The organism is Pseudomonas shirazensis (assembly GCF_050496565.1).
In the GTDB taxonomy this organism is placed as follows: domain Bacteria; phylum Pseudomonadota; class Gammaproteobacteria; order Pseudomonadales; family Pseudomonadaceae; genus Aquipseudomonas; species Aquipseudomonas shirazensis_A.
The window spans coordinates 746,340-768,680 of record NZ_JBNWAE010000001.1; the positions used below are offsets into that span (position 1 = coordinate 746,340).

The following is a 22,341-nucleotide window of genomic DNA, read 5'->3' on the forward strand; positions in this document are numbered from 1 at the left end:
GTGGAGGTACCTATTGAAGAAGGGGGCCTTGTTCCACCAGGACATCTCGGTTGGTGAAGATGGTCTCAATGGTTGCAGCCTCGGCAGCCACATGAGTCTTTCGCGTGATCTCTTCAAGGGCCAGTTCGAGCCGGTAGTCTTGGAAATACTCGTACAGCTTTTCAGAGCTCTCGGATATCTCCTCCCCACCATTCTTTGCGAACAAGATGTGGATGATCGCTGCGAGTGGAAGGGAGATGTCGAGATCCTTCTCTTCTGCATCTGACTCCGAGTTCAAACCGTCGAAATACCTCTCCAGATGATTCTGGAGCTCCTCAAGCCAGAACTGAGATAGGTTGCTAGGTAGGGAGCTTTCAGGCCCGGCCAGAAGGACTTCATCTCTGAATCGGGCCAGCAGATTGGGGGTTGCCATGGAGGACCTCACGATTAGATTTGAGAGCAACTGGTCAGCATAGTCCACCTCAAGATGACCACCTCCTTGACGCCCATCCTGGTGCTCCTGAGCCTCAGACGAGTGAATCGCCCCGAAAACTGTAGATAGATGCCGTTAGCTACCTTTCTTCAAGGACAGCTTTGGATCGATAGCGGCCTTCGTGGAGGTTGGTGTCTACGGGGCCGGTTTAGTCATTCTGAATCTCCGGTTTCACCTCCGTGAGGCCGGCCATCGTCATGCATCAGATCTTGATTGACACGCGTGCCGCCTTGGATAGCCTTGCAATTGAGGGCTGCAACTGCGCATTTGTCGGGCCTGGGTACCAGCATGAGCCCCCCCGCAATTCTGGCAGCAGAGGAAGCTGGTTCCTCTGAAGTAGTGACGACGGGCATTGCCAGTCGGATTCTGAACCCAAGGTCGCCAGACTGGGAGCTAAAGGATCGCTGCGACTACTCCTCATCCCTTACCGAAAAGTCACGCGTCGGTCGTAAAGGGAGAACACACTGGCCCTTTCCAGGCCAATCAACTTTTGTGATTGGTGAGTAGGGCTTTCTCGGCTTTTCTGTGAAAAGCACCCCTTCATTTCACAAAAAAAATGGCCAAGCTTCCAATTTCACGGGGTCTGGCCTATCACCTATTTTGTGAACCTACATCTGTTGTAGATGACCGGCCGTGCTTAAGCCTGGCCCATCAACAAAAAGCCCGCGAAAGCGGGCTTTTTGTTGATGGGCATTCGGACTGCTCTTTATTGAATGTCGTCCGGCTTCACGATCACCCAGTTCTTGTCGGCCGTCACCGGTAAGCCTTGCTTGGCCTGGGCCTCAGCGTTTGCTTTTATCATGCCGTTGAGCTGAGTCATGTATTTGTCCTTACGGTTTATCCACAGGTGAATGCCACCTTTGCTCACATCAACTCCGTGGAACAGCATGTAGCCGTCACTGGTGGGCGTGTCGCCACCGGCCAGTACCGGTTTTTTCCATTGGTCGATGTACGTCAGAATCGCAGCATGCTTACCCGCCATCCAGGTAGCCGGCGTCCAGAGGTAAGGTGTCAGTTCAAGGCCAAGGTTAGCTTTCTCGTCGTATTTACCGGCGGTGATCTGCTTGCGCGCCGTTGTCAGCGCACCGGTTTGGCGATCCTTCAGCAGCGTGCTGACGCCGATCACATTTTCCGGTTTGACGTTGTAGCCGTACTTGGGATCAGACGCGACCATGCGTACCAGCTCTTCGGACGCGGCGGTAATCACGTACACCTCAATGCCATTTTCCATGAGCTTGTTATATAGCTCAGTCTGTCCAGTGAAGACTTTAGGCGGTTGGACTTCGGTGGTTTTTACCGTGTCGCCATCGTAGTAAGTGGCTGGGACTGGCTTCTTGGAAGCCATCAGCTCATCTACGTAACCCTTCAGCTCTTTGAGGGTGAAGCCCGAGAACACCTGCGCTACCCATGGATAACAGACCATGTCATCCAGTTCGCAAAGACGGTAGTAATAGCTGAACAGACTTTCTTTATGATCCGCTGTGTCTTTGAAAGGGATCAGCTTTAGAGAAGGGTCCAGGGTGTCGCGGGTGATCAGCCCTTTGTTTTCCATAAACGGCAACAGCGCTTCTTCGAGGTCGAAGCGGTAGCTGGTGTTATCCATGTCAAAAACCGCGTAGTTACCCTTGTTGGCGTTCGCGGCAATCATGGCGTCGAGTTGTTTGGCAGCAGGCTCGGGCCAGTGCTTGAGGTCAGTCGCAAACACCTGACTTGCGAGGCCAAAGCAGATCGCGGCGGCCAACATCTTTGATAAGAGCTTCATTACGTAACGCCCTCTTGCAATGGGAACTGAGACCCTAGCAAAGATGAGCTACAGCGCTGACACGTCCGCGACTGCGAGTGGTCTCTGGGCGCCTTATGCGCGGCTAATCCCGACATGATGTGCAAAAAGAAGACGCCTCTGCGTGGGTATGTTCCACGTGGAACAGAAGCGCATCCGAACTTTTTAAAGCCCGAGTTCACGCAGCCGGCGATACAGCGTGCGTTCACTGATGCCAAGTGCCTGCGCCAGCTCGCTGCGCGGCCCTTGGAACTGCTCCACCAACTGCGCGAGGTCGGTCAGCGGATTACGCGAGCCGCGTGTTGATACAGCCGGGCTGGCGGGAGCTAGATCCTCAGGCAGATGCTCTGGCCGGATCAGCCCGTCATCGGCAAACAATCGGGCTCGTTCAAGGATATTGCGCAGCTCGCGGATATTGCCCGGGAATGTGTGCAGGCTCAGACGAGCCTGAGCTTCAGGCGTCAGCGTGACGGCATGGGTACCAGCCATGCGCTGCAACAAGCTCTGCGCCAGCATCGGCAGGTCCTCTACCCGTTCGCGTAGCGCTGGCAAGCGGATCGGAAAACCGCTGATTCGGTAATACAGGTCCTCGCGGAAGGTACCTGCTGCCACCATCTCTTTGAGCGGCTTATGCGTAGCCGAGATCAGGCGAAAGTCCGAATGCACGGTGCGTAGGCTGCCCACTGGACGGAAGCTGCCCGACTCGATCAGGCGCAACAATTTGACCTGCATGGTCAGCGGCACTTCACCTATTTCGTCGAGGAACAGCGTGCCGCCATGGGCCGCTTCGGCAAGGCCGATCTTGCGTTGGGTCGCGCCAGTAAAGGCGCCCTTCTCGTAGCCGAACAGCTCACTCTCGAACAGGCTGTCATTGAGCCCGGTGCAGTCGACCACCACCAACGGCCCGGTCGCGCGCGGGCTGCCCAGGTGCAGGGCGCGGGCAAACAACTCCTTGCCAGTGCCGGACTCGCCTTGCAGCAACACCGGTATCTGCGCCGGCGCGGCGCGTTGCAAGCTCGCCAGCGCCGTCTGGAACGCCGGCGCGCGGCCAACCAGCCCTTGCTGTTGCGGCTGGGCGGCAGCCAGGGTCACGGTGTTGAGGCGCTCGACGAAGGCAACCACCCTGCCCTGCTCATTGAGGATTGGCCGCAACTCGACGTCGACATGCTCGGGCCCGCGTGGGGTGTGATGAATGTGCAGGACCCGCTCCGGCACTTTGCTGTCCCAGGCTTTGCGCATCGGGCAATGCTCGCCGGCCTGATCGCAGGGCACCGCATAGTGATGAGAAACGCGATGACACTTCTCGCCCAGCGGCGCACTGTCATTGATGCCGAACTGACGACGGTAGGCAGCATTGGCCGCAAGGATGTTGTAGTCGGTGTCGAGCACGATCGACGGGTGCACATCGTGCTCAAGGTAGGACACCAGGCCGAGGATGGCAGGATGAGAAGCGGAAAGCGCGGACATGAGCAGGACCGGTTGCGGGTACCTGGCCAGCGTAGCAAGGACTGCCAGTGACTGCCATTGACTGACAGTCGACTGCCAATAACTGGCAGTGCTGGCAGCGATTTGTGAGCAAGACAACGCTGCGGTAGCCGTGGGACCGCTGACAGGCGGGCCATAACGCCTCATAGAAACCCTGGCATGCATCTTGATAAACCCTGGGTTACTGCCTACGCCTAACAAGGCGCTGCAGATATCTGGAGAGTGTGATGATCATCGGCAACAACATCCATTTAGAGGGCCTGTTCGACGAGGCCACTTCGACCATCAGCTACCTGGTGATGGACCGCCAGACCCTCAAGTGCGCGTTGATCGACAGCGTGCTCGACTACGATCCCAAGTCGGGACGCACCAGCTACACCTCGGCGGACAAGCTGATCGCCCGGGTTGAGGCACTCGGCGCCAGCGTGCAGTGGATTCTGGAAACCCATGTGCACGCCGATCACTTGTCGGCTGCGGCTTATCTGAAAGCCAAACTTGGCGGCCAGATTGCCATTGGTTCGCATATCACTCAGGTACAGAAGACCTTCGGCGCGCTGTTCAACGCCGAGCCAGGTTTCGCCCGCGACGGCAGTCAGTTCGATGTGCTGCTTGAAGACGACCACGTGCTGATGATCGGCAATCTAAAAGCCCATGCATTGCACACTCCAGGGCACACCCCAGCGTGCATGAGCTACGTGGTCGAGGATGCTGGCGAGAAGGCGGTGTTCGTCGGCGATACCTTGTTCATGCCTGACTATGGCACTGCCCGCTGCGATTTCCCTGGTGCAGACGCACGCACGCTGTATCGCTCGATCCGGCGCCTGCTCGCCTACCCCGACCAGACCCAGCTGTTCATGTGCCACGACTACCTGCCCGAGGGCCGTGCCCTGCGCTTTGTCACCACAGTGGCCGAGCAGCGCGCCAGCAATATTCATATCCATCAGGGTATCAGCGAAGACGAATTCGTCGCCATGCGCGAAGCGCGTGACGCCACCCTGGATATGCCGGTACTGATCCTGCCCGCCGTCCAGGTCAACATGCGCAGCGGGCAGTTGCCTGAGCCGGAGAGCAACGGCGTGCGCTACCTGAAAATTCCGCTGAACCAGCTCTGAACGTCGCCGGCCAGTATCCATACCAAGATCGAAAAGGAATACCCGCATGCCTGCCTTGCCATCCACAGCCCCTAGCACCCGCATCGACCATCACAAGGTGGTGATCGTCGGCGCTGGTGCTGCGGGGATTGCCACCGCCGCCAGCTTGATCAAGCGTGATCCGACACTTGATATCGCGCTGATCGACCCGGCTGAGGTGCACTACTACCAACCCGGCTGGACCATGGTCGGCGCGGGTGTATTCAGCGCTGCCAGCACTGCGCGCAGCATGATCAGCGCTATCCCCAAAGGCGTGCGACTTATAAAGGCGCGGGTAGACAGTTTTGATCCCGCAGCGCAAAGCGTGGCTGTGGAGGACGGCCGCATCATCAGTTACGAACAACTGGTGGTCTGCCCCGGCCTGACTCTCGACTGGCAGGCAATCGAGGGCCTCACGCAAACCCTCGGGCGCAACGGTGTGACCTCCAACTACCGTTATGACCTGGCACCTTACACCTGGCAATTGGTCCAGAACCTCAAGCAAGGCCGCGCCCTCTTCACCCAGCCGCCGATGCCGATCAAGTGTGCGGGCGCCCCGCAGAAGGCGTTGTACCTTTCGTGTGATCACTGGCTGCGGCGTGGGCGCCTGGGTGCCATCAAGGCCAGCTTCTACAACTCCGGGCCTGTGCTGTTTGGCGTCGCTGACTACGTGCCTGCATTGATGGCCTACATCGACAAGTACGCGGTGGACCTCAACTACTCACACCGCCTGGTGGCAGTAGATGGTCCGGGCAAGCGCGCGACGTTTATCCACAGCCTGGCCGATGGCAGCACGCAAACACGAGTCGAGCCCTTCGACATGTTGCACGTGGTGCCGCCGCAAATGGCGCCCGAGTTCATCCGCAGCAGCCCGCTTGCAGATGGCCCGGGCTGGCTGGATGTCGATCCGTTCACTCTGCGCCATAGGCAGTTCGCCAACGTGCACGGCCTGGGTGATGTGATCAATACCAGTAACGCCAAGACTGCCGCAGCTGCGCGCAAGCAGGCGCCGGTGGTAGCCAACAACGTGCTGGTAGCGCTCCGTCGGTCGCCCACCCTCGCCCACTATGACGGTTACGGTTCATGCCCGTTGACCGTGGAGCGCGGCAAGATCGTCCTGGCTGAATTCAAATACGGCGGCACGCTGGCACCCAGTTTTCCGCAGTGGTTGCTCAACGGCCAGCAGCCTACTCGGCTGGCCTGGTTACTCAAGGCGAAGCTGCTGCCTGCGCTGTACTGGCATGGGATGCTCAAAGGCCGTGAATGGCTGGCGCGGCCGCAACCTGCCGGCACCGAGAAGCAATCGTGATCGAACTGCTGGGTGCAGCGCTGGGCGCGATCATCGGTGCGGTACTGGCGTTGACCGGTGCTGGTGGAGGCATTCTGGCAGTGCCGTTATTGGTATTCGGGCTGGGTTTGAATATGGTCGAGGCGGCGCCAGTTGGCCTGTTGGCAGTCGGCCTGGCGGCTTCAGTCGGTGCGCTGCTCGGGCTGCGCCAGGGCCTGGTGCGTTATCGCGCAGCGTTGTTCATCGCGCTGATCGGCATCTGCGCAACACCTTTCGGTCTGATGCTCGCTCATCGGTTGCCCAATGCACCGCTGGCGTTGGTATTCGCCGCGGTGCTGATTTATGCCTGCCTGCGCATCTGGCGCAAGGCGGCGCGCGAGTTGCGTGGTGAGCCGCCGTGTGGCGAGCGTCAGATCATGCCGTGCGTACTCAACCCTGCGCGGGGGCGGCTGCGCTGGACCCTACCCTGCGCCCGCGCCCTGGCTGTGACTGGCGGCGTAGCAGGATTGCTGTCGGGACTGCTGGGCGTCGGTGGCGGCTTCGTCATCATTCCGGCACTCAGCCGTTATACCAACCTGGAGATGAAAAGCATCGTCGCCACCTCGTTGGCGGTGATCGCGTTGGTTGCCTGCGGCAGCGTAGTCAGCGCCAGCGTCGCTGGGGTGATGCACTGGCAGGTAGGTGCACCCTTTGCAGTAGGTGCGGTGATCGGCCTGCTGCTGGCGCGCCCACTGGCCGGCAAGCTGGCCGGGCCGCGCTTGCAGCAGGTGTTTGCCGTGGTCGGCATCGGCGCAGCGCTACTGCTGGCGAGCAAGGCCCTACTCGGCTAGCAGTTCGGCCTGCTCTGCTGCACACAGCGCCAGCAGGTAATCCCAGACTACCCGCAGGCGCACTGACTTGTGCAACTCGCGGCGGGTGCAGATCCAGTAGCTGCGCTGGATGGTTTCGCTGGGCAGCACCCGGCGCAGCTGTGGGTCATGCCTGGCCATGTAATTGGGCAGCACAGCGATGCCCAGCCCGGCGCGTGCGGCCTGCTGCTGAGCGATGACGCTGGTGCTGCGGAAGATCACGTTAGGTGCCCTGCAGAAGCTGTTGAGAAACAGCAGCTCCTGGCTGAACAGCAGATCGTCGACGTAACCAATCCAGCTGTGACGGGCCAGATCTTCGCGACTGTTCAGCGGCGGTGAGCGTTCGAGGTACTCGGGGCTGGCGTACAGCGCCAGCCGATAGTCAGTGAGCTTGCGAGTTATCAACAGGTCGGCATTGGGCCGTTCCAGGTGGATGCTGATTTCTGCCTCGCGGTTGAGGATGCTGACGAAGCGCGGTACCGCCACCAGCTCGACTTCCAGGCCGGGATAGCGCTCGAACAACGCCCGCATGCGTGGAGTGAAGAACATGATGCCGATGCCTTCGGTGACGCCCAGGCGGATCTTGCCCAGCGGCGTTATCGCTTGGGTGATCTCCTCCTGCGCCAGTAACGCGACGTTCTCCATCGCTTCGGCGTGCTTGAGCAGTGCCTGACCAGACGGCGTCAGTTCATAACCCTGGGCATGTTGAACGAACAGCGCCGTGCCCAGGCTCTTTTCGATGCCCTCGATATGCCGCGCCACCGTGCTGTGGGTGGTGTTCAGGCGCTTGGCGGCAGTCAGCAGGCGGCCGCTGCGCTGCAACTCGAGAAAGAACCTCAGATCATTCCAGTCGAACATGCTTATCCCTGTGCATAACTGTGAGCGGCTTTCAGTCAGGTTACTTAGGAAACGGCTGATACTGGCTGTGCTAAAACGCACAGCGGTTGAGCGAAAACTCGTGTTTCATTAGCGAAATTACGCACTAAGATCAAAAGCGACAAGAATAATAATCAGGCCCGAGGTCGCTCATGCCATCAGCCGATTCTGCCTACGACTATGTCGTTGTAGGCGCTGGCCCAGCCGGATGTTTGCTGGCCAACCGTTTGTCCGCCGATCCATCCTGCCGGGTGCTGCTGCTCGAAGCGGGTGGGCGCGACAACTACCCATGGATTCACATCCCGGTCGGTTACCTCTACTGCATCGGTAACCCGCGCACTGACTGGTGCTTCAAGACCGAGGCGCAAGCGGGCCTCGGCGGTCGCAGCCTGGGTTATCCGCGCGGCAAGGTGCTCGGCGGCTGCTCGTCGATCAACGGCATGATCTACATGCGCGGCCAGGCCAGCGACTATGACCGCTGGGCTGAACAAGGCAACCACGGCTGGGCCTGGAAAGACGTGCTGCCGCTGTTCAAGGCCAGCGAGAATCACTATGCCGGCAGTAGCGACAGCCACGGCGCCGACGGCGAGTGGCGGGTCGAACAGCAGCGTTACAGTTGGCCGATCCTCGACGCTTTCCGCGATGCCGCCGAGCAGAGCGGGATTGGCAAGGTCGACGACTTCAATACCGGCGACAATCAAGGCTGTGGATACTTTCAGGTCAACCAGCGCAGTGGCGTACGCTGGAATGCGGCCAAGGCCTTTCTGCGGCCAATCCTCAAGCGCCACAACCTGACCCTGCTCACTGGCGTCGAAGTCGACCAGGTGCTGCTCGACAATACCCGCGCTACCGCGGTCAAAGCCCGCTGGCAGGGTGAGTGGCATGAGTTTCAGGCGCGGCGCGAGATCATCCTCTGCGCAGGCTCGGTCGGGTCACCGGGTATCCTGCAACGTTCCGGCATCGGTCCGCGCAAGCTGCTGGAAGATCTCGGCATTGGCGTCCGCCATGACATGCCTGGTGTAGGCGGCAACCTGCAAGATCACCTGCAGCTGCGCCTGATCTATCAGATCCGCAACACCCGTACCTTGAACCAGATGGCCAACAGCCTATGGGGCAAGATGGGCATGGGCCTGCGCTATCTATACGACCGCAGCGGCCCGCTGGCGATGGCGCCCAGTCAGCTCGGCGCCTTCGTTCGCTCCAGCCCCGATCAAGCCAGCGCCAACCTGCAGTATCACGTCCAGCCGTTGTCACTGGAGCGCTTCGGCGAGCCGCTGCATCGCTTCCCGGCGTTCACGGCGTCGGTGTGCAACCTGCGCCCCGCCAGCCGCGGGCGCATTGACATCCGCTCGGCCGATCTGCACGCCGAGCCCGTGATCAACCCCAACTACCTCAGCGACCCGCAAGACCTGCGTGTTGCCGCCGATGCCATTCGCATGACTCGACGCATCGTCCAGGCCCCTGCCCTCGCCGCCTTCGACCCGGTCGAGTATCTGCCCGGCGCCGCGCTCAACACCGAGGAAGAGCTGTTTGAGGCCGCGAGCAAGATCGGCACCACCATCTTCCACCCGGTCGGCACCTGCCGCATGGGTAGCGGGCCGCTCGATGTGGTCGACCACCAGCTGCGTGTACACGGCATCCCGGGCCTGCGCGTGGCCGACGCCTCGATCATGCCGCAGATTGTTTCCGGCAATACCTGTTCACCGACACTGATGATCGCCGAGAAAGCGGCGCAACTGATTCTCAAAGGAGCTGCAACCCAAACCTACCTCAGCGACGCAAGTGCAGTACCGACGCCCTGACCAGGTGCGTGCAACAAGCGGCGGCTGGTGATCAGGGCCTGCCGGCAGTGGAACAACAAGAATAATCACTGTGGCCTGCGGGCCGAGGACAGCAACGATGTCTGATTACATTCAAGAGCAGGGAGCAGCGGCGAGCCCCACTAGCCGTCGCGAAGAAAGAAAGATCATTTTCGCGTCATCCCTCGGGACGGTTTTCGAGTGGTATGACTTTTTTCTGTACGGCGCTCTGGCGGCGGTGATCAGCAAGCAGTTCTTTGCAGGGGTCAACGACACCACGGCGTTCATCTTCGCCCTGATGGCATTCGCTGCGGGCTTCTTGGTCAGGCCGTTCGGGGCACTGGTGTTCGGCCGCCTGGGCGACATGATCGGGCGTAAATACACCTTTCTGGTCACCATCGTGTTGATGGGGGTATCGACATTCGCGGTAGGGCTGTTGCCCACCTACGCCAGCATTGGTATCGCAGCGCCGATCATTTTGGTGATTCTGCGCATGCTCCAGGGCCTGGCGTTGGGCGGCGAGTACGGTGGCGCGGCAACCTACGTGGCCGAGCATGCACCGCCCGGCAAGCGTGGCTTCCATACCGGCTTCATCCAGTCGACCGCGACCCTGGGCTTGCTGCTCTCATTGCTAGTGGTGCTGGGTAGCCGCTACATCAGCGGTGACGAGTTCGAAACCTGGGGCTGGCGCCTGCCGTTCCTGCTGTCGATTGTGCTGCTGGGGATCTCCACCTGGATCCGCATGAGCATGCACGAGTCGCCTGCGTTCGTGAAAATGAAGGCCCAGGGCAAGCTGAGCAAGTCGCCGATCCGTGAGTCGTTCACCAATTGGAGCAACCTCAAGATCGTTCTGACGGCACTGTTCAGCATCAACGCCGGTCAGGCGGTAACGTTCTACACGGCGCAATTCTATGTGCTGTTCTTCATGACCCAGATGCTCAAGATGGACCCGGCCCAGGCCAACACTCTGCTGATCATCAGCGTGGTGATCGGCGCGCCGTTCTTCGTGTTCTTCGGTTGGCTGTCGGACCGCATTGGTCGCAAGCCGATCCTGATGGTTGGCCTGCTGCTGGCAACCGTCCTCTACTTCCCGCTGTTCAAGGCCCTGAGCCATTACGCCAACCCGCAGATTGATATGGCCAGCCGTCAGTCGCCCATCGTGGTGATGGCTGACCCAGCCAGCTGCACCTTCCAGTTCGACCCGGTCGGCAAAGCGCGTTTCGACAGCCCGTGCGACAAGGTCAAGACCTTCCTGGTCAAGCAGGGCTTGCCGTACAGCTCGGCTGCTGCGACTGGCAGTGATGTCGTGGTAAACATCGGCGACACGGCCATCACCGGCTTTGACGAAGCGGCCATGCGTGCGGCGATTACCCAGGCGGGGTACCCGGCCAAGGCAGATCCGGCGCAGGTCAACGAGTTCATGGTGGTGGCGCTGATTGTGGCGATGATCCTGATCGCGACCATGACCTATGGCCCGCTGGCGGCGGTGATGGTCGAGCTGTTCCCGACGCGGATCCGCTATACCTCGATGTCCCTGCCCTATCACATTGGTAATGGGTGGTTTGGTGGGTTCCTGCCGACTGTGTCGTTCGCGCTGGTGGTGTATACCGGGGATATCTTCTATGGGCTGTGGTACCCGGTGTTGATTACCGGGGTGAGCCTGGTGGTGGGGATATTCTGTTTGAAAGAGACCAAGGATGTGGACTTGGACAAGGTTTGATCTGAAATAGCTGGGGGCCGCTTTGCGGCCCTTTCGCGACACAAGGCCGCTCCTACACTGACCGCGCACTACCTTCTTGCGCGTACCCCTGTAGGAGCGGCCTTGTGTCGCGATAGGGCTGCAAAGCAGCCCCAGATTTCAACACCGCAAAAAACTTATGCACGGTTTCCGAAAAACTGTCACATAGAAAAATAAGTAACTATTTCAATTACTTAGAGCCAATCTCTAAGCATCATTTGAAAAGTTGCTCACAAGTTATCCACAATTTTCCAAGCTGTCTGCGGCGCTGCTTTCAGCCACTGGGGGCAGCGCACCCAGCGCCCGCTGGGTCTCCTGATTCCACGCCTCAGCGCGGTTATTCAGGTCAGCAATAGCCCGCGGCCCGCTACCTTCGGCATACATCGGCTCGCCGATCACCACTTCGATCACACCCGCCTGCTTGCCCCAGCCAGACTTAGGCCAGTAACGGCCAGCGTTATGCGCAATTGGCAGCACCGGCAGGCCTGCGTTCACCGCCAGGGCAGTGCCGCCACGGGAGAACTTGCCGATTTGCCCATACGGCACACGGGTGCCCTCAGGGAAGATCAACACCCACACGCCTTGCTTGAGCAGCTCATCGCCCTTCTTGGCAACGTGGCGCAAGGCTTCCTTGGGGTTATCGCGGTCGATCGCGATCGGCCGCAGCATGGCCATGGCCCAACCAAAGAACGGCACATACAGCAGCTCACGCTTGAGCACCTGGCTCAGCGGCTGGAAGTATGCCGACAGGAAGAACGTTTCCCAAGTGCTCTGGTGATTGGACAGAATCACGCACGGGGTCGCCGGCACGTTTTCGGCGCCGGTGATCTTGTAGCGGATACCCAGCATCACCTCGGTCAGGCGCACGGCAAAGCGGCACCAGTAGACGTTGATGAAGCGGTAGCGCTTTTGAAACGGCAGAAACGGCGCGATGAAGAAGCTCAAGGTGCACCAGAGCAACGAACTGGTGCCCAGCAGCAGGTAAAAAAGAAAGATTCTGATCGCCTGCAGGATCGACATAGTGGCATGTACCGTTGCGGGTCGTGCCCGCCTAATGAACTGTGCGCCAGGCGGCGGACAGTCTAGATAAGTGCTCTGGCGACAGCGGCCAGATCGTCAAAAATCAGCGTGCTTGCAGCGACGCCCTTGCTCAGGGTGCGCTCACCTTTGCCGGTTTTCACCAACACAGGTTGTGCTCCGACGGCCAGGGCGGCCTCCAGGTCACCTTTACTGTCGCCGACGAACCATACGCCAGGCAGCTCGGCCTGGTAATGGGCAGCGATTGCCTCGAGCATGCCCGGCTTCGGTTTGCGACAGGCGCAGCCCTCGTCCGGGCCATGCGGGCAGTACACGACAAGGCCCAGTTCGCCGCCCTGCTCGGCCACCAGCTCGCGCAAGCGCGCATGCATGGCCTCGAGGGTGTCCAGCGAATAGTAGCCACGGGCAATGCCGGACTGGTTGGTGGCCACTGCCACCGTCCAGCCCGCTTTGCTCAACTGCGCGATGGCCTCGATCGCGCCGGCAATGGGGATCCACTCCTCCAGCGACTTGATGTAGGCGTCGGAGTCGTGATTGATCACCCCGTCACGATCGAGAATCAGCAGTTTCAAGGCTTACCCCAGCAACGAGATGTCGGCCACACCCAGGAACAGACCGCGCAGGCGGCTGAGCAGGGCATAGCGGTTGGCGCGGACCTTGGCATCTTCGGCGTTGACCATCACCGCCTCGAAGAAGGCATCGACCGGGTCACGCAGCGCTGCCAGGCGGGCCAGCGACTCGCGGTACTGACGCGCCGCAGCCATCGGTTGCACAGCCTGGTCGGCCTGCTGGATCGCCGAGTACAGCGAGAACTCGTTGGCATTGTCGAAGTACTTCGGCTCGACCTGCTCGGAGATCGCACCTTCAGCCTTGCTCAGCAGGTTCGACACCCGCTTGTTGACCGCGGCCAGGGCCTCGGCTTCAGGCAGTTGGCGGAACGCCTGCACAGCCTGCACGCGTTGGTCGAAGTCCAGCGCCGAGCCTGGCTTGAGCGCACGTACCGACAGGTAGGTACCAACGTCGATGCCTTCGTCTTCATAACGCGCACGCAGGCGGTCGAAGATGAACTCCAGCACCTGCTCGGACAGCCCGGCTGGCTTGATCTTGCTGCCGAACTGGTTGACGGCGAAGCTCACGGCGTCGGTCAGGTCCAGGTCCAGCTGCTTGTCGATCAGAATACGCAGCACGCCGAGGGCGGCGCGACGCAGGGCGTACGGGTCTTTGCTGCCGGTTGGAAGCATGCCGATACCAAAGATACCGACCAGGGTATCGAGCTTGTCGGCGATGGCCACGGCAGCACCGGTCAGGGTCTGCGGCAGTTCAGCGCCAGCACCGCGCGGCATGTACTGCTCGTTCAGGGCCAGGGCGACGTCTTCCGGCTCGCCGTCGTTCATGGCGTAGTAGTAGCCGGCAACGCCCTGCATTTCCGGGAACTCGCCGACCATTTCGGTGGCCAGGTCACATTTGGACAGCAAGCCGGCACGCGCCGCACGCTGGGCGTCGCCGCCGATGCGTGGGGCGATGTAGGCGGCCAGCTTGGAAACACGCTCGGCTTTGTCGTAGACGCTGCCCAGCTGGGCCTGGAACACCACGTTCTTCAAGCGCTCGTTGAAGGTCGCCAGCGGCTGCTTCTTGTCCTGTTTGAAGAAGAACTCGGCGTCGGTCAGGCGTGGACGCACGACCTTCTCGTTACCGAGCACGATCTGCTGCGGGTCACGGCTCTCGACGTTGGCCACGGTGATGAAGCGCGGCAGCAACTTGCCGTCGCTGTCGAGCAGGCAGAAGTACTTCTGGTTGTCCTGCATGGTGGTGATCAACGCTTCTTGTGGCACCTCGAGGAACCGCTCCTCGAACGAGCACACCAGCGGCACCGGCCACTCAACCAGCGCAGTCACTTCATCGAGCAGCGCCGGCGGCACGATGGCGGTGCCTTCCTGCTGCAGGGCAAGCTCGGCGGTGCGCTTGGCGATCAGGTCGCGGCGCTCGGCGAAATCGGCCAGTACGTAGGCTTTGCGCAGGTCTTCGGCGTAGTTGGCAGGCGCGCTGATAACCACGTTTTCCGGGTGGTGGAAACGGTGCCCGCGCGACTCGCGACCGGCTTGCTGCTTGAGGATGGTGCAATCGACCACCTGCTCACCGAGCAGCATCACCAGCCATTGGGTTGGCCGCACGAATTCTTCACGGCTGGCCGCCCAGCGCATGCGCTTGGGGATCGGCAGGTCGTTGAGCGAATCTTCGACGATGGTCGGCAGCAGGCTGGCCGTAGCCTTGCCCGGGATGTGCTGCGAGAAGCGCAGTTTGGCGCCGCTCTGGTCGATCTCGCTGAGGTCGACGCCGCACTTCTTGGCAAAGCCCAGTGCTGCTTGAGTTGGCTGACCTTCGGCATTGAACGCGGCCTGCATGGGCGGGCCGTCAACGTTGATGGAGCGGTCAGGCTGCTGCACGTCGAGCTGACGAATCAGCACTGCCAGGCGGCGCGGCGCGGCATACACGCTCTTGCCGGCGTAGTTCAGGCCAGCGGCCTGCAGGCCTTTTTCGATACCGGCCAGGAACGCATCGCCGAGGCTGGCGAGGGCTTTGGGTGGCAGCTCTTCGGTGCCCAGTTCAACCAGAAAATCTTGAGCACTCATTGTGCAGCCTCCAGCTTAGCCAACACTTCGTCACGCAGTTCAGGGGTCGCCATCGGGAAGCCCATGCGGGCACGGGCTTGCAGGTAGCTTTGCGCCACGTCGCGGGCCAGCGTACGTACGCGCAGGATGTAGCGCTGGCGCTCGGTCACCGAGATGGCGCGGCGGGCGTCGAGCAGGTTGAAGGTGTGCGATGCCTTCAGAACCATTTCATAGGTCGGCAGCGGCAGGTCGAGCTTGATCAGGCGGTTGGCTTCGCTTTCGTAGAAGTCGAACAGCTCGAACAGTTTGTCGACATTGGCGTGCTCGAAGTTGTAGGTCGATTGCTCCACCTCGTTCTGGTGGAACACATCGCCATAGGTGACCACACCGAACGGGCCGTCAGCCCAGACCAGGTCGTACACCGAATCAACGCCCTGCAGGTACATCGCCAGGCGCTCGAGGCCGTAGGTGATTTCGCCGGTGACCGGGTAGCACTCCAGGCCGCCGACTTGCTGGAAGTAGGTGAACTGAGTCACTTCCATGCCGTTCAGCCAGATTTCCCAACCCAGACCCCAGGCGCCGAGGGTCGGCGATTCCCAGTTGTCTTCGACGAAGCGCACATCGTGCACCAGCGGATCGAGGCCGATCGCTTTCAGCGAGCCCAGGTACAGTTCCTGGAAGTTGGCCGGGTTAGGCTTGAGGACCACCTGGAACTGATAGTAATGCTGCAGGCGGTTAGGGTTTTCACCATACCGTCCGTCGGCAGGACGACGGCTTGGCTGCACGTAGGCGGCGTTCCAGGTTTCTGGGCCGACGGCGCGCAAAAAGGTCGCGGTGTGGAAAGTGCCGGCGCCTACTTCCATATCGTAGGGCTGAAGTACCACACAACCTTGCTCAGCCCAGTACTTCTGCAGGGCGAGGATGAGGTCTTGGAAGGTACGCACGGCTGGCGTAGGCTGGCTCACGAAATTCACCTGTATCTGGGGATGCGGATGTAAAGAGCGGGAGTATAACCCGATTCGCCTCGCCCTCTACTGATTGGAGCCTTATGCCACGCTGCTTTTGGTGTACCGACGATCCGTTGTACCAGGCCTACCACGACCAGGAGTGGGGAACGCCGCAGCGCGATCCGGCGTTGCTGTTCGAGATGCTTTTGCTCGAAGGGTTCCAGGCCGGGCTGTCCTGGATCACCGTATTGCGCAAACGCGAGCGCTATCGTCAGGTCATGTATGACTTTGACCCTGTGCAGCTGGCGCAGATGAGCGATGAGCGCATCGAGGAATTGATGCTCGATGCCGGGATTATCCGCAACCGTCTCAAACTCAACGCGGCGCGGCGTAATGCCAAGGCCTGGCTGGCTGTGGATAACCCGGCCGAGTGGCTCTGGTCGTTTGTCGGCGGCACGCCGAAGATCAACCACTTCACCGACCGTAGCGAGATGCCGGCAGTCACCGACGAGGCCAAGGCAATGAGCAAGGCGCTGCAGAAAGCCGGCTTCACCTTTGTTGGGCCAACCATCTGCTATGCGTTCATGCAGGCCACCGGGATGGTCATGGACCACACCACCGACTGCGATCGCTACGCCGCCTTGGCGCGCTGAGCGGGTACAATGCGCGCTTGCTGAAATAAGGAATTCGCCTGTGGAAAAGTTCAAGGGCGCCCTGATGGTCGGGGTGCTGCGCCTGTTTGCCAAGCTGCCCTGGAGCGCGGTGCAACGGGTTGGCGCCGGCATTGGCTGGCTGATGTGGAAGGTACCCAACGGTTCGCGCAACGTGGTGCGGATCAACCTGGCCAAGTGCTTCCCGGAGATGGACCCGGCCGAGCGTGAGCAACTGGTCGGCCGCGCCCTGCGTGATATTGGCAAGTCGTTTGTCGAAAGCGCCTGCGCCTGGATCTGGCCGCCACAGCGTTCGCTGGACCTCGTCCACGAAGTGCAGGGCCTGGAAGTGCTCGAGGCCGCGCTGGCTTCGGGCAAGGGCGTGGTCGGCATCACCAGCCACCTGGGCAACTGGGAAGTGCTCAACCACTTCTATTGCAGCCAGTGCAAACCGATCATTTTCTACCGCCCGCCCAAGCTCAAGGCCGTCGATGACCTGCTTCGCGAGCAACGCGTGCAGATGGGTAACCGCGTGGCGCCATCGACCAAGGAAGGCATCCTCAGCGTGATCAAGGAAGTGCGCCGTGGTGGCCAGGTGGGGATTCCTGCAGACCCGGAGCCGGCCGAGTCGGCTGGGGTATTCGTGCCGTTCCTCGGTACCCAGGCGCTGACCAGCAAGTTTGTGCCGAACATGCTGGCTGGCGGCAAGGCGGTCGGGGTGTTCCTGCATGCGCTGCGGCTGCCGGATGGTTCTGGGTTCAGGGTGATTCTTGAGGCGGCGCCTGAAGAGATGTACAGCACCGATGTGACGGTGTCGGCGGCGGCCATGAGCAAGGTGGTCGAGCGTTATGTGCGCGAGTATCCGAGCCAGTACATGTGGAGCATGAAGCGCTTCAAGAAGCGTCCGGCTGGCGAACCGCGCTGGTATTGATATTTTTGGGGCCGCGTTGCGGCCCTTTCGCGACACAAGGCCGCTCCTACATCGACCGCGCAAGCAGGTAATGCGCGGTCTGTAGGAGCGGCCTTGTGTCGCGAAAGGGGTCGCAACGCGGCCCCCAGCAATCTCAGAGTTTATTCAACTTCTTCAAAAACACCGCCATCTCTTTCTCGGCCTGCTTGTCGCCATGCGCCTGCGCCGCCGCAGACCCCTGCTCCCAAGCCTGCCGCGCCGCAGCCAGATCACCGCTCAGCTGATAAGCCTTGCCCAGCAGCTTCCACGCCGCCGAATACTTCGGGTCCTGCTCAACGCAGCGGGCCAGATGCACCGCCGCCTCGGCGCCGTTACCCTCATCCAGCCAGGCCTTGCCCAGGCCAAAGCGCAACAGTGGGTTATCCACACCCTTGTCGAGCATCTTCTGCAGCGATTCGCGCATTGCCGCGCCTCCTTAGAAAAAGCTCAAGCCCACGTGGAACAGCTTCTCGACGTCGCGGATATGCTTTTTATCCACAACGAACAGAATCACGTGGTCGCCGGTTTCCAGCACCGTGTTGTCGTGGGCGATCAGCACCTGCTCGGCACGGATGATCGCGCCAATGGTGGTGCCCGGCGGCAGGTCGATGTCGGCGATGGCCTTGCCGATCACCTTGCTCGACTTGGCGTCACCATGCGCCACCGCCTCGATCGCTTCGGCTGCACCGCGGCGCAGCGAGTGCACGCTGACGATATCGCCACGGCGCACGTGGGCGAGCAAGGTGCCGATGGTCGCCAACTGCGGGCTGATGGCGATGTCGATATCGCCGCCCTGCACCAGGTCGACATAGGCCGGGTTGTTGATGATGGTCATCACCTTGCGCGCGCCGAGGCGCTTGGCCAGCAGCGACGACATGATGTTGGCTTCGTCGTCGTTGGTCAGGGCCAGGAAGATATCGGCGTCGGCGATGTTCTCTTCCAGCATCAGGTCCTTGTCCGAGGCGCTGCCCTGCAACACCACAGTGCTTTCCAGGTTGTCGGACAGATACCGGCAACGGGCCGCGTTCATCTCGATGATCTTGACCTGGTAGCGGCTCTCGATCGCCTCGGCCAGGCGCTCGCCGATCTGCCCGCCGCCGGCGATGACCACACGCTTGTTGGTCTCGTCGATGCGGCGCAGCTCGCCCATGACCGCGCGGATGTCCTTCTTCGCGGCGATGAAAAACACCTCGTCATCGGCTTCGATGACGGTATCGCCCTGCGGCTTGATCGGCCGATCACGGCGGAAGATCGCCGCCACGCGGGTTTCGACATTGGGCATATGCGCGCGGATCTGGCGCAACTGCTGGCCCACCAGCGGGCCGCCGTAGTAGGCCTTGACCGCTACCAGCTGGGCCTTGCCGTCGGCGAAGTCGATCACCTGCAACGCGCCCGGGTGCTCGATCAGGCGCTTGATGTAGTTGGTCACCACCTGCTCGGGGCTGATCAGCACGTCGACCGGGATATGGTCGTTGTGGAATAGCTCTTCACGGGTGAGGTACGCCGACTCGCGAACGCGGGCGATCTTGGTCGGGGTGTGGAACAGCGAGTAGGCGACCTGGCAGGCGACCATGTTGGTTTCGTCGCTGTTGGTCACCGCCACCAGCATGTCGGCGTCGTCGGCGCCGGCCTGGCGCAGCACCGTCGGCAGCGAGCCACGGCCCTGCACGGTACGGATATCGAGGCGATCGCCGAGGTCGCGCAAGCGGTCGCCATCGGTGTCGACCACGGTGATGTCATTGGCTTCGCTGGCCAAGTGTTCTGCCAGCGTGCCGCCTACCTGCCCTGCACCAAGGATGATGATCTTCATCCACTACTCCTAACCTGGTGTTTTATCCGCGCGAGGCGGCAATCTTGATCAGCTTGGCATAGTAGAAGCCGTCGTGGCCGCCTTCCTGCGCCAGCAGCTGGCGCCCGTGCGGCTGGCGCAGGCCGGCCTCGGTGGCCAGGTCCAGTTCACGGGCGCCCGGCGTGCGGACCAGAAACGCCTCGATCACTTCGGTGTTCTCGGTCGGCAGGCTCGAGCAGGTGGCGTACAGCAGCATGCCGCCGACTTCCAGGGTTGGCCACAGCGCATCGAGCAACTCGCCCTGCAAGGCGGCCAGGGCCGGGATATCGTCGGCCTGACGAGTCAACTTGATGTCCGGATGACGGCGGATCACCCCAGTCGCCGAGCACGGTGCGTCGAGCAGAATGCGCTGGAAGGTCTTGCCGTCCCACCAGTTGGCGGTGTCGCGGGCATCGCAGGCGATCAGCTTGGCGTCCAGTTGCAAGCGCGCCAGGTTCTCGCGCACGCGGACCAGGCGCTTTGCTTCCAGGTCGATCGCCACCACTTCAGCCAGGCCCTGCTCGGCTTCGAGCAGGTGGCAGGTCTTGCCGCCCGGTGCGCAGCAAGCGTCCAGCACGCGTTGGCCGGGAGCTAGTTCGAGCAGGTCGGCGGCCAGTTGCGCCGCTTCATCCTGCACGCTGATCCAGCCCTCGGCAAAGCCCGGCAGGCTACGCACGTCGCAGGCAGCTTCAAGCACGATGCCGTCGCGGCTGTACTGACAAGCAGCGGCAGCGATACCGGCTTCGCCAAGCAAGGCCAGGTAGGCGTCGCGGCTGTGATGGCGGCGGTTGACCCGCAGGATCATCGGCGGATGGGCGTTGTTGGCGGCGCAGATGGCTTCCCACTGCTCCGGCCAGAACGCCTTGAGCGACTTCTGTAGCCAGCGCGGGTGGGCCGTACGCACCACCGGGTCGCGTTCCATGCTGGCGAGCAGTTCCTCGCCCTCGCGCTGGGCGCGGCGCAGCACGGCATTGAGCAAGGCCTTGGCCCACGGCTTTTTCAGCTTGTCGGCGCAGCCTACTGTTTCGCCGATGGCGGCATGCGCCGGGATCCGCGTGTAGAACAGCTGGTACAAGCCCACCAGCAACAGCGCCTGCACATCACTGTCGGCCGCCTTGAACGGCTTTTGCAGCAACTGCGCGGCCAGCAGCTCCAGGCGTGGCTGCCAGCGGGCGGTGCCGAAGGCGAGGTCCTGGGTCAGGCCACGGTCGCGTTCCTCGACCTTGTCCAGTTGGGTTGGCAACGAACTGTTCAGCGAAGCCTTGCCGCTGAGCACAGCAGCGAGGGCACGGGCGGCAGCCAGACGCGGATTCATTGGCCAAGCACCTTGCCGTCAGCGAACTTCTCGCGGCGGCTGTTGAACAGGTCGCTGAAGTTCAGCGCCTTGCCGCCTGGCAGTTGCAGGCGGGTCAGGCTCAGTGCCTGCTCACCGCAGGCGACGACCAGGCCGTCTTTGCTGGCGCTGAGGATCTGGCCGGGTGCGCCGCTGCCTGTGGACAACTTCGCTTCGAGGACTTTGACGCTTTCGCCGTCCAGGCTGGTGTGGCACACCGGCCATGGGTTGAAGGCGCGCACCAGGCGCTCCAGCTCGACCGCCGGGCGGCTCCAGTCGATGCGCGCCTCTTCCTTGTTCAGCTTGTGTGCATAAGTCGCCAGGGCGTCATCCTGCACCTCGCCCTGCAAGGTGCCAGCGGCCAGCCCGGCAATCGCCTCGAGCACGGCCGGCGGGCCCATTTCGGCAAGGCGGTCATGCAGACTGCCGCCGGTGTCGCTGGCGCTGATCGGGGTGGTCACCTTGAGCAGCATCGGCCCGGTGTCCAGGCCCGCTTCCATACGCATCACGGTGACACCGCTCTCGGCATCGCCAGCTTCGACGGCGCGCTGAATCGGCGCCGCACCGCGCCAGCGTGGCAGCAGCGAGGCATGGCTGTTGATGCAGCCCAGGCGCGGGATATCCAGCACCGCCTGCGGCAGGATCAGACCGTAGGCGACCACCACCAGCAGGTCCGGCGCCAGCGCGGCCAGTTCGGCCTGGGCCTCGGCATTGCGCAGGGTCGGCGGCTGCAGCACAGGGATGTCATGGGCCACGGCTAACTGCTTGACCGGGCTCGGCATGAGCTTTTGCCCACGGCCGGCCGGGCGGTCGGGCTGGGTGTACACCGCAACCACCTGGTAAGGGCTGTCGAGCAGGGCTTTGAGGTGTTCGGCGGCAAACTCAGGGGTGCCCGCGAAGACGATGCGCATGGAGTTCTCGCTTGAAATAGAAAAAGGCTTGCCGGAGCAAGCCTTCTGCAAGGTGGGGGATCAGGCGTTCTGGCGGTGCTGCTTTTCCAGCTTCTTCTTGATCCGGTCACGTTTGAGCTGCGACAGGTAGTCGACAAACAGCTTGCCGTTGAGGTGGTCCAGCTCGTGCTGCACGCACACCGCGAGCAGGCCTTCGGCCTCCATCTCGTACGGCTTGCCATCGCGATCCTGGGCTTTGACCCGGATACGCAATGGGCGATCGACGTTTTCGTAGAAGCCCGGCACCGACAGGCAACCTTCCTGGTACTGGCCCATGTCGTCGGTCAGCTCTTCGAGCTCGGGGTTGATGAACACCCGTGGCTCGCTGCGATCTTCGCTCAGGTCCATCACTACCAAGCGCAGGTGGACGTTGACCTGCGTCGCGGCCAGGCCGATGCCAGGCGCTTCGTACATGGTTTCAAACATGTCGTCGATCAGCTGGCGCAGGGCGTCGTCAAACACCGTCACCGGTTTGGCAATGGTACGCAGGCGCGGGTCCGGGAATTCGAGAATGTTCAAAATGGCCATAGGGGTCAGGCAGTCACTGTGCGGTCGGTTGAAAACTGAACACACATAATAAAGGCAAACGCACGATTCAGCACGCGGCAAAGGTCAGCTAGG

Annotated in this window: 20 protein-coding genes; 7 read left to right on the forward strand and 13 right to left on the reverse strand. The window is 61.5% G+C overall.

Annotated features, from left to right (window positions below; translation table 11 throughout):
- Positions 1 to 10: 10 nt before the first annotated feature.
- The 3 genes from ACQZ2L_RS03360 to ACQZ2L_RS03370 form a co-directional block, all read right to left on the reverse strand.
- Complete coding sequence (locus ACQZ2L_RS03360) at positions 11 to 412, reverse strand: hypothetical protein (protein ID WP_169882566.1); 402 nt, start codon at positions 410 to 412, stop codon at positions 11 to 13.
- A gap of 766 nt (positions 413 to 1,178) precedes the next feature.
- The gene (locus tag ACQZ2L_RS03365; RefSeq protein ID WP_430324644.1) at positions 1,179 to 2,234 is read right to left on the reverse strand and encodes a haloacid dehalogenase-like hydrolase; all 1,056 of its coding nucleotides are present in this window, start codon (positions 2,232 to 2,234) and stop codon (positions 1,179 to 1,181) included.
- A gap of 183 nt (positions 2,235 to 2,417) precedes the next feature.
- On the reverse strand, positions 2,418 to 3,719 hold the full coding sequence (locus ACQZ2L_RS03370) for a sigma-54 interaction domain-containing protein (protein WP_430324645.1): 1,302 nt from the start codon (positions 3,717 to 3,719) through the stop codon (positions 2,418 to 2,420).
- A 245-nt stretch (positions 3,720 to 3,964) separates the two neighbouring features.
- Here ACQZ2L_RS03370 and ACQZ2L_RS03375 point away from each other — a divergent pair, with 245 nt between their 5' ends.
- The 3 genes from ACQZ2L_RS03375 to ACQZ2L_RS03385 are packed head-to-tail and all read left to right on the forward strand — an operon-like array spanning position 3,965 to position 6,985.
- Entirely contained in the window at positions 3,965 to 4,849 is an 885-nt protein-coding gene (locus ACQZ2L_RS03375) for an MBL fold metallo-hydrolase (RefSeq protein WP_430324646.1), read from the forward strand.
- Between the two features lie 46 nt (positions 4,850 to 4,895).
- Positions 4,896 to 6,176: an NAD(P)/FAD-dependent oxidoreductase gene (locus ACQZ2L_RS03380; protein WP_430324647.1), complete on the forward strand. Its 1,281-nt coding sequence runs from the start codon at positions 4,896 to 4,898 to the stop codon at positions 6,174 to 6,176.
- On the forward strand, positions 6,131 to 6,985 hold the full coding sequence (locus ACQZ2L_RS03385) for a sulfite exporter TauE/SafE family protein (RefSeq protein ID WP_430324648.1): 855 nt from the start codon (positions 6,131 to 6,133) through the stop codon (positions 6,983 to 6,985). The genes ACQZ2L_RS03380 and ACQZ2L_RS03385 overlap by 46 nt, the downstream gene beginning before the upstream one ends.
- On the opposite strand, the gene ACQZ2L_RS03390 is transcribed toward ACQZ2L_RS03385, so the two are convergent.
- Positions 6,974 to 7,861: a LysR family transcriptional regulator gene (locus tag ACQZ2L_RS03390; RefSeq protein WP_430324649.1), complete on the reverse strand. Its 888-nt coding sequence runs from the start codon at positions 7,859 to 7,861 to the stop codon at positions 6,974 to 6,976. The two genes, ACQZ2L_RS03385 and ACQZ2L_RS03390, sit on opposite strands and share 12 nt — an antisense overlap.
- Before the next feature lie 170 nt (positions 7,862 to 8,031).
- On the opposite strand from ACQZ2L_RS03390, the gene ACQZ2L_RS03395 reads away from it, so the two are divergent.
- Positions 8,032 to 9,681: a GMC family oxidoreductase gene (locus ACQZ2L_RS03395; RefSeq protein WP_430324650.1), complete on the forward strand. Its 1,650-nt coding sequence runs from the start codon at positions 8,032 to 8,034 to the stop codon at positions 9,679 to 9,681.
- 97 nt (positions 9,682 to 9,778) lie between these two features.
- On the forward strand, positions 9,779 to 11,398 hold the full coding sequence (locus ACQZ2L_RS03400) for an MFS transporter (protein WP_430324651.1): 1,620 nt from the start codon (positions 9,779 to 9,781) through the stop codon (positions 11,396 to 11,398).
- Positions 11,399 to 11,653: 255 nt separating this feature from the next.
- On the opposite strand, the gene ACQZ2L_RS03405 is transcribed toward ACQZ2L_RS03400, so the two are convergent.
- From ACQZ2L_RS03405 to glyQ, 4 genes are all read right to left on the reverse strand, one after another.
- Entirely contained in the window at positions 11,654 to 12,436 is a 783-nt protein-coding gene (locus tag ACQZ2L_RS03405) for a lysophospholipid acyltransferase family protein (protein ID WP_101322771.1), read from the reverse strand.
- 62 nt (positions 12,437 to 12,498) lie between these two features.
- Positions 12,499 to 13,026: a D-glycero-beta-D-manno-heptose 1,7-bisphosphate 7-phosphatase gene (gene gmhB, locus ACQZ2L_RS03410; protein WP_430324652.1), complete on the reverse strand. Its 528-nt coding sequence runs from the start codon at positions 13,024 to 13,026 to the stop codon at positions 12,499 to 12,501.
- A 3-nt stretch (positions 13,027 to 13,029) separates the two neighbouring features.
- A complete protein-coding gene (gene glyS / locus ACQZ2L_RS03415; protein WP_430324653.1) occupies positions 13,030 to 15,084 on the reverse strand; it encodes a glycine--tRNA ligase subunit beta in 2,055 nt (684 codons plus the stop codon).
- Entirely contained in the window at positions 15,081 to 16,028 is a 948-nt protein-coding gene (gene glyQ / locus ACQZ2L_RS03420; RefSeq protein ID WP_101322768.1) for a glycine--tRNA ligase subunit alpha, read from the reverse strand. The genes glyS and glyQ overlap by 4 nt, the downstream gene beginning before the upstream one ends.
- 83 nt (positions 16,029 to 16,111) lie before the next feature.
- Here glyQ and ACQZ2L_RS03425 point away from each other — a divergent pair, with 83 nt between their 5' ends.
- Complete coding sequence (locus ACQZ2L_RS03425) at positions 16,112 to 16,663, forward strand: DNA-3-methyladenine glycosylase I (protein ID WP_220632825.1); 552 nt, start codon at positions 16,112 to 16,114, stop codon at positions 16,661 to 16,663.
- 40 nt (positions 16,664 to 16,703) lie between these two features.
- On the forward strand, positions 16,704 to 17,591 hold the full coding sequence (locus tag ACQZ2L_RS03430) for a lysophospholipid acyltransferase (RefSeq protein WP_314875330.1): 888 nt from the start codon (positions 16,704 to 16,706) through the stop codon (positions 17,589 to 17,591).
- A gap of 133 nt (positions 17,592 to 17,724) precedes the next feature.
- On the opposite strand, the gene ACQZ2L_RS03435 is transcribed toward ACQZ2L_RS03430, so the two are convergent.
- Genes ACQZ2L_RS03435 through def form a run of 5 tightly spaced genes read right to left on the reverse strand, consistent with a single transcriptional unit; the run spans position 17,725 to position 22,248 of the window.
- Positions 17,725 to 18,033, reverse strand: a complete 309-nt coding sequence (locus ACQZ2L_RS03435) for a tetratricopeptide repeat protein (RefSeq protein WP_430324654.1) — start codon at positions 18,031 to 18,033, stop codon at positions 17,725 to 17,727.
- A gap of 12 nt (positions 18,034 to 18,045) precedes the next feature.
- Entirely contained in the window at positions 18,046 to 19,419 is a 1,374-nt protein-coding gene (gene trkA / locus ACQZ2L_RS03440) for a Trk system potassium transporter TrkA (RefSeq protein ID WP_430324655.1), read from the reverse strand.
- A 22-nt stretch (positions 19,420 to 19,441) separates the two neighbouring features.
- On the reverse strand, positions 19,442 to 20,752 hold the full coding sequence (gene rsmB, locus ACQZ2L_RS03445; protein ID WP_430324656.1) for a 16S rRNA (cytosine(967)-C(5))-methyltransferase RsmB: 1,311 nt from the start codon (positions 20,750 to 20,752) through the stop codon (positions 19,442 to 19,444).
- The gene (gene fmt, locus ACQZ2L_RS03450; protein ID WP_101322762.1) at positions 20,749 to 21,681 is read right to left on the reverse strand and encodes a methionyl-tRNA formyltransferase; all 933 of its coding nucleotides are present in this window, start codon (positions 21,679 to 21,681) and stop codon (positions 20,749 to 20,751) included. The genes rsmB and fmt overlap by 4 nt, the downstream gene beginning before the upstream one ends.
- A gap of 60 nt (positions 21,682 to 21,741) precedes the next feature.
- Positions 21,742 to 22,248, reverse strand: coding sequence for a peptide deformylase (def, locus tag ACQZ2L_RS03455; protein WP_101322761.1), 507 nt, complete (start codon positions 22,246 to 22,248; stop codon positions 21,742 to 21,744).
- Positions 22,249 to 22,341 lie beyond the last annotated feature (93 nt).

Excerpts from the sequence above, each read along its gene's own strand:
- ACQZ2L_RS03360 (WP_169882566.1), bottom strand. The coding sequence starts at position 412 with ATGGCAACCCCCAATCTGCTGGCCCGATTCAGAGATGAAGTCCTTCTG.
- ACQZ2L_RS03365 (WP_430324644.1), bottom strand. The coding sequence starts at position 2,234 with ATGAAGCTCTTATCAAAGATGTTGGCCGCCGCGATCTGCTTTGGCCTC.
- ACQZ2L_RS03370 (WP_430324645.1), bottom strand. The coding sequence starts at position 3,719 with ATGTCCGCGCTTTCCGCTTCTCATCCTGCCATCCTCGGCCTGGTGTCC.
- ACQZ2L_RS03375 (WP_430324646.1), top strand. The coding sequence starts at position 3,965 with ATGATCATCGGCAACAACATCCATTTAGAGGGCCTGTTCGACGAGGCC.
- ACQZ2L_RS03380 (WP_430324647.1), top strand. The coding sequence starts at position 4,896 with ATGCCTGCCTTGCCATCCACAGCCCCTAGCACCCGCATCGACCATCAC.
- ACQZ2L_RS03385 (WP_430324648.1), top strand. The coding sequence starts at position 6,131 with ATGGCTGGCGCGGCCGCAACCTGCCGGCACCGAGAAGCAATCGTGATC.
- ACQZ2L_RS03390 (WP_430324649.1), bottom strand. The coding sequence starts at position 7,861 with ATGTTCGACTGGAATGATCTGAGGTTCTTTCTCGAGTTGCAGCGCAGC.
- ACQZ2L_RS03395 (WP_430324650.1), top strand. The coding sequence starts at position 8,032 with ATGCCATCAGCCGATTCTGCCTACGACTATGTCGTTGTAGGCGCTGGC.
- ACQZ2L_RS03400 (WP_430324651.1), top strand. The coding sequence starts at position 9,779 with ATGTCTGATTACATTCAAGAGCAGGGAGCAGCGGCGAGCCCCACTAGC.
- ACQZ2L_RS03405 (WP_101322771.1), bottom strand. The coding sequence starts at position 12,436 with ATGTCGATCCTGCAGGCGATCAGAATCTTTCTTTTTTACCTGCTGCTG.
- glyS (WP_430324653.1), bottom strand. The coding sequence starts at position 15,084 with ATGAGTGCTCAAGATTTTCTGGTTGAACTGGGCACCGAAGAGCTGCCA.
- ACQZ2L_RS03425 (WP_220632825.1), top strand. The coding sequence starts at position 16,112 with ATGCCACGCTGCTTTTGGTGTACCGACGATCCGTTGTACCAGGCCTAC.
- ACQZ2L_RS03435 (WP_430324654.1), bottom strand. The coding sequence starts at position 18,033 with ATGCGCGAATCGCTGCAGAAGATGCTCGACAAGGGTGTGGATAACCCA.
- trkA (WP_430324655.1), bottom strand. The coding sequence starts at position 19,419 with ATGAAGATCATCATCCTTGGTGCAGGGCAGGTAGGCGGCACGCTGGCA.
- rsmB (WP_430324656.1), bottom strand. The coding sequence starts at position 20,752 with ATGAATCCGCGTCTGGCTGCCGCCCGTGCCCTCGCTGCTGTGCTCAGC.
- fmt (WP_101322762.1), bottom strand. The coding sequence starts at position 21,681 with ATGCGCATCGTCTTCGCGGGCACCCCTGAGTTTGCCGCCGAACACCTC.
- def (WP_101322761.1), bottom strand. The coding sequence starts at position 22,248 with ATGGCCATTTTGAACATTCTCGAATTCCCGGACCCGCGCCTGCGTACC.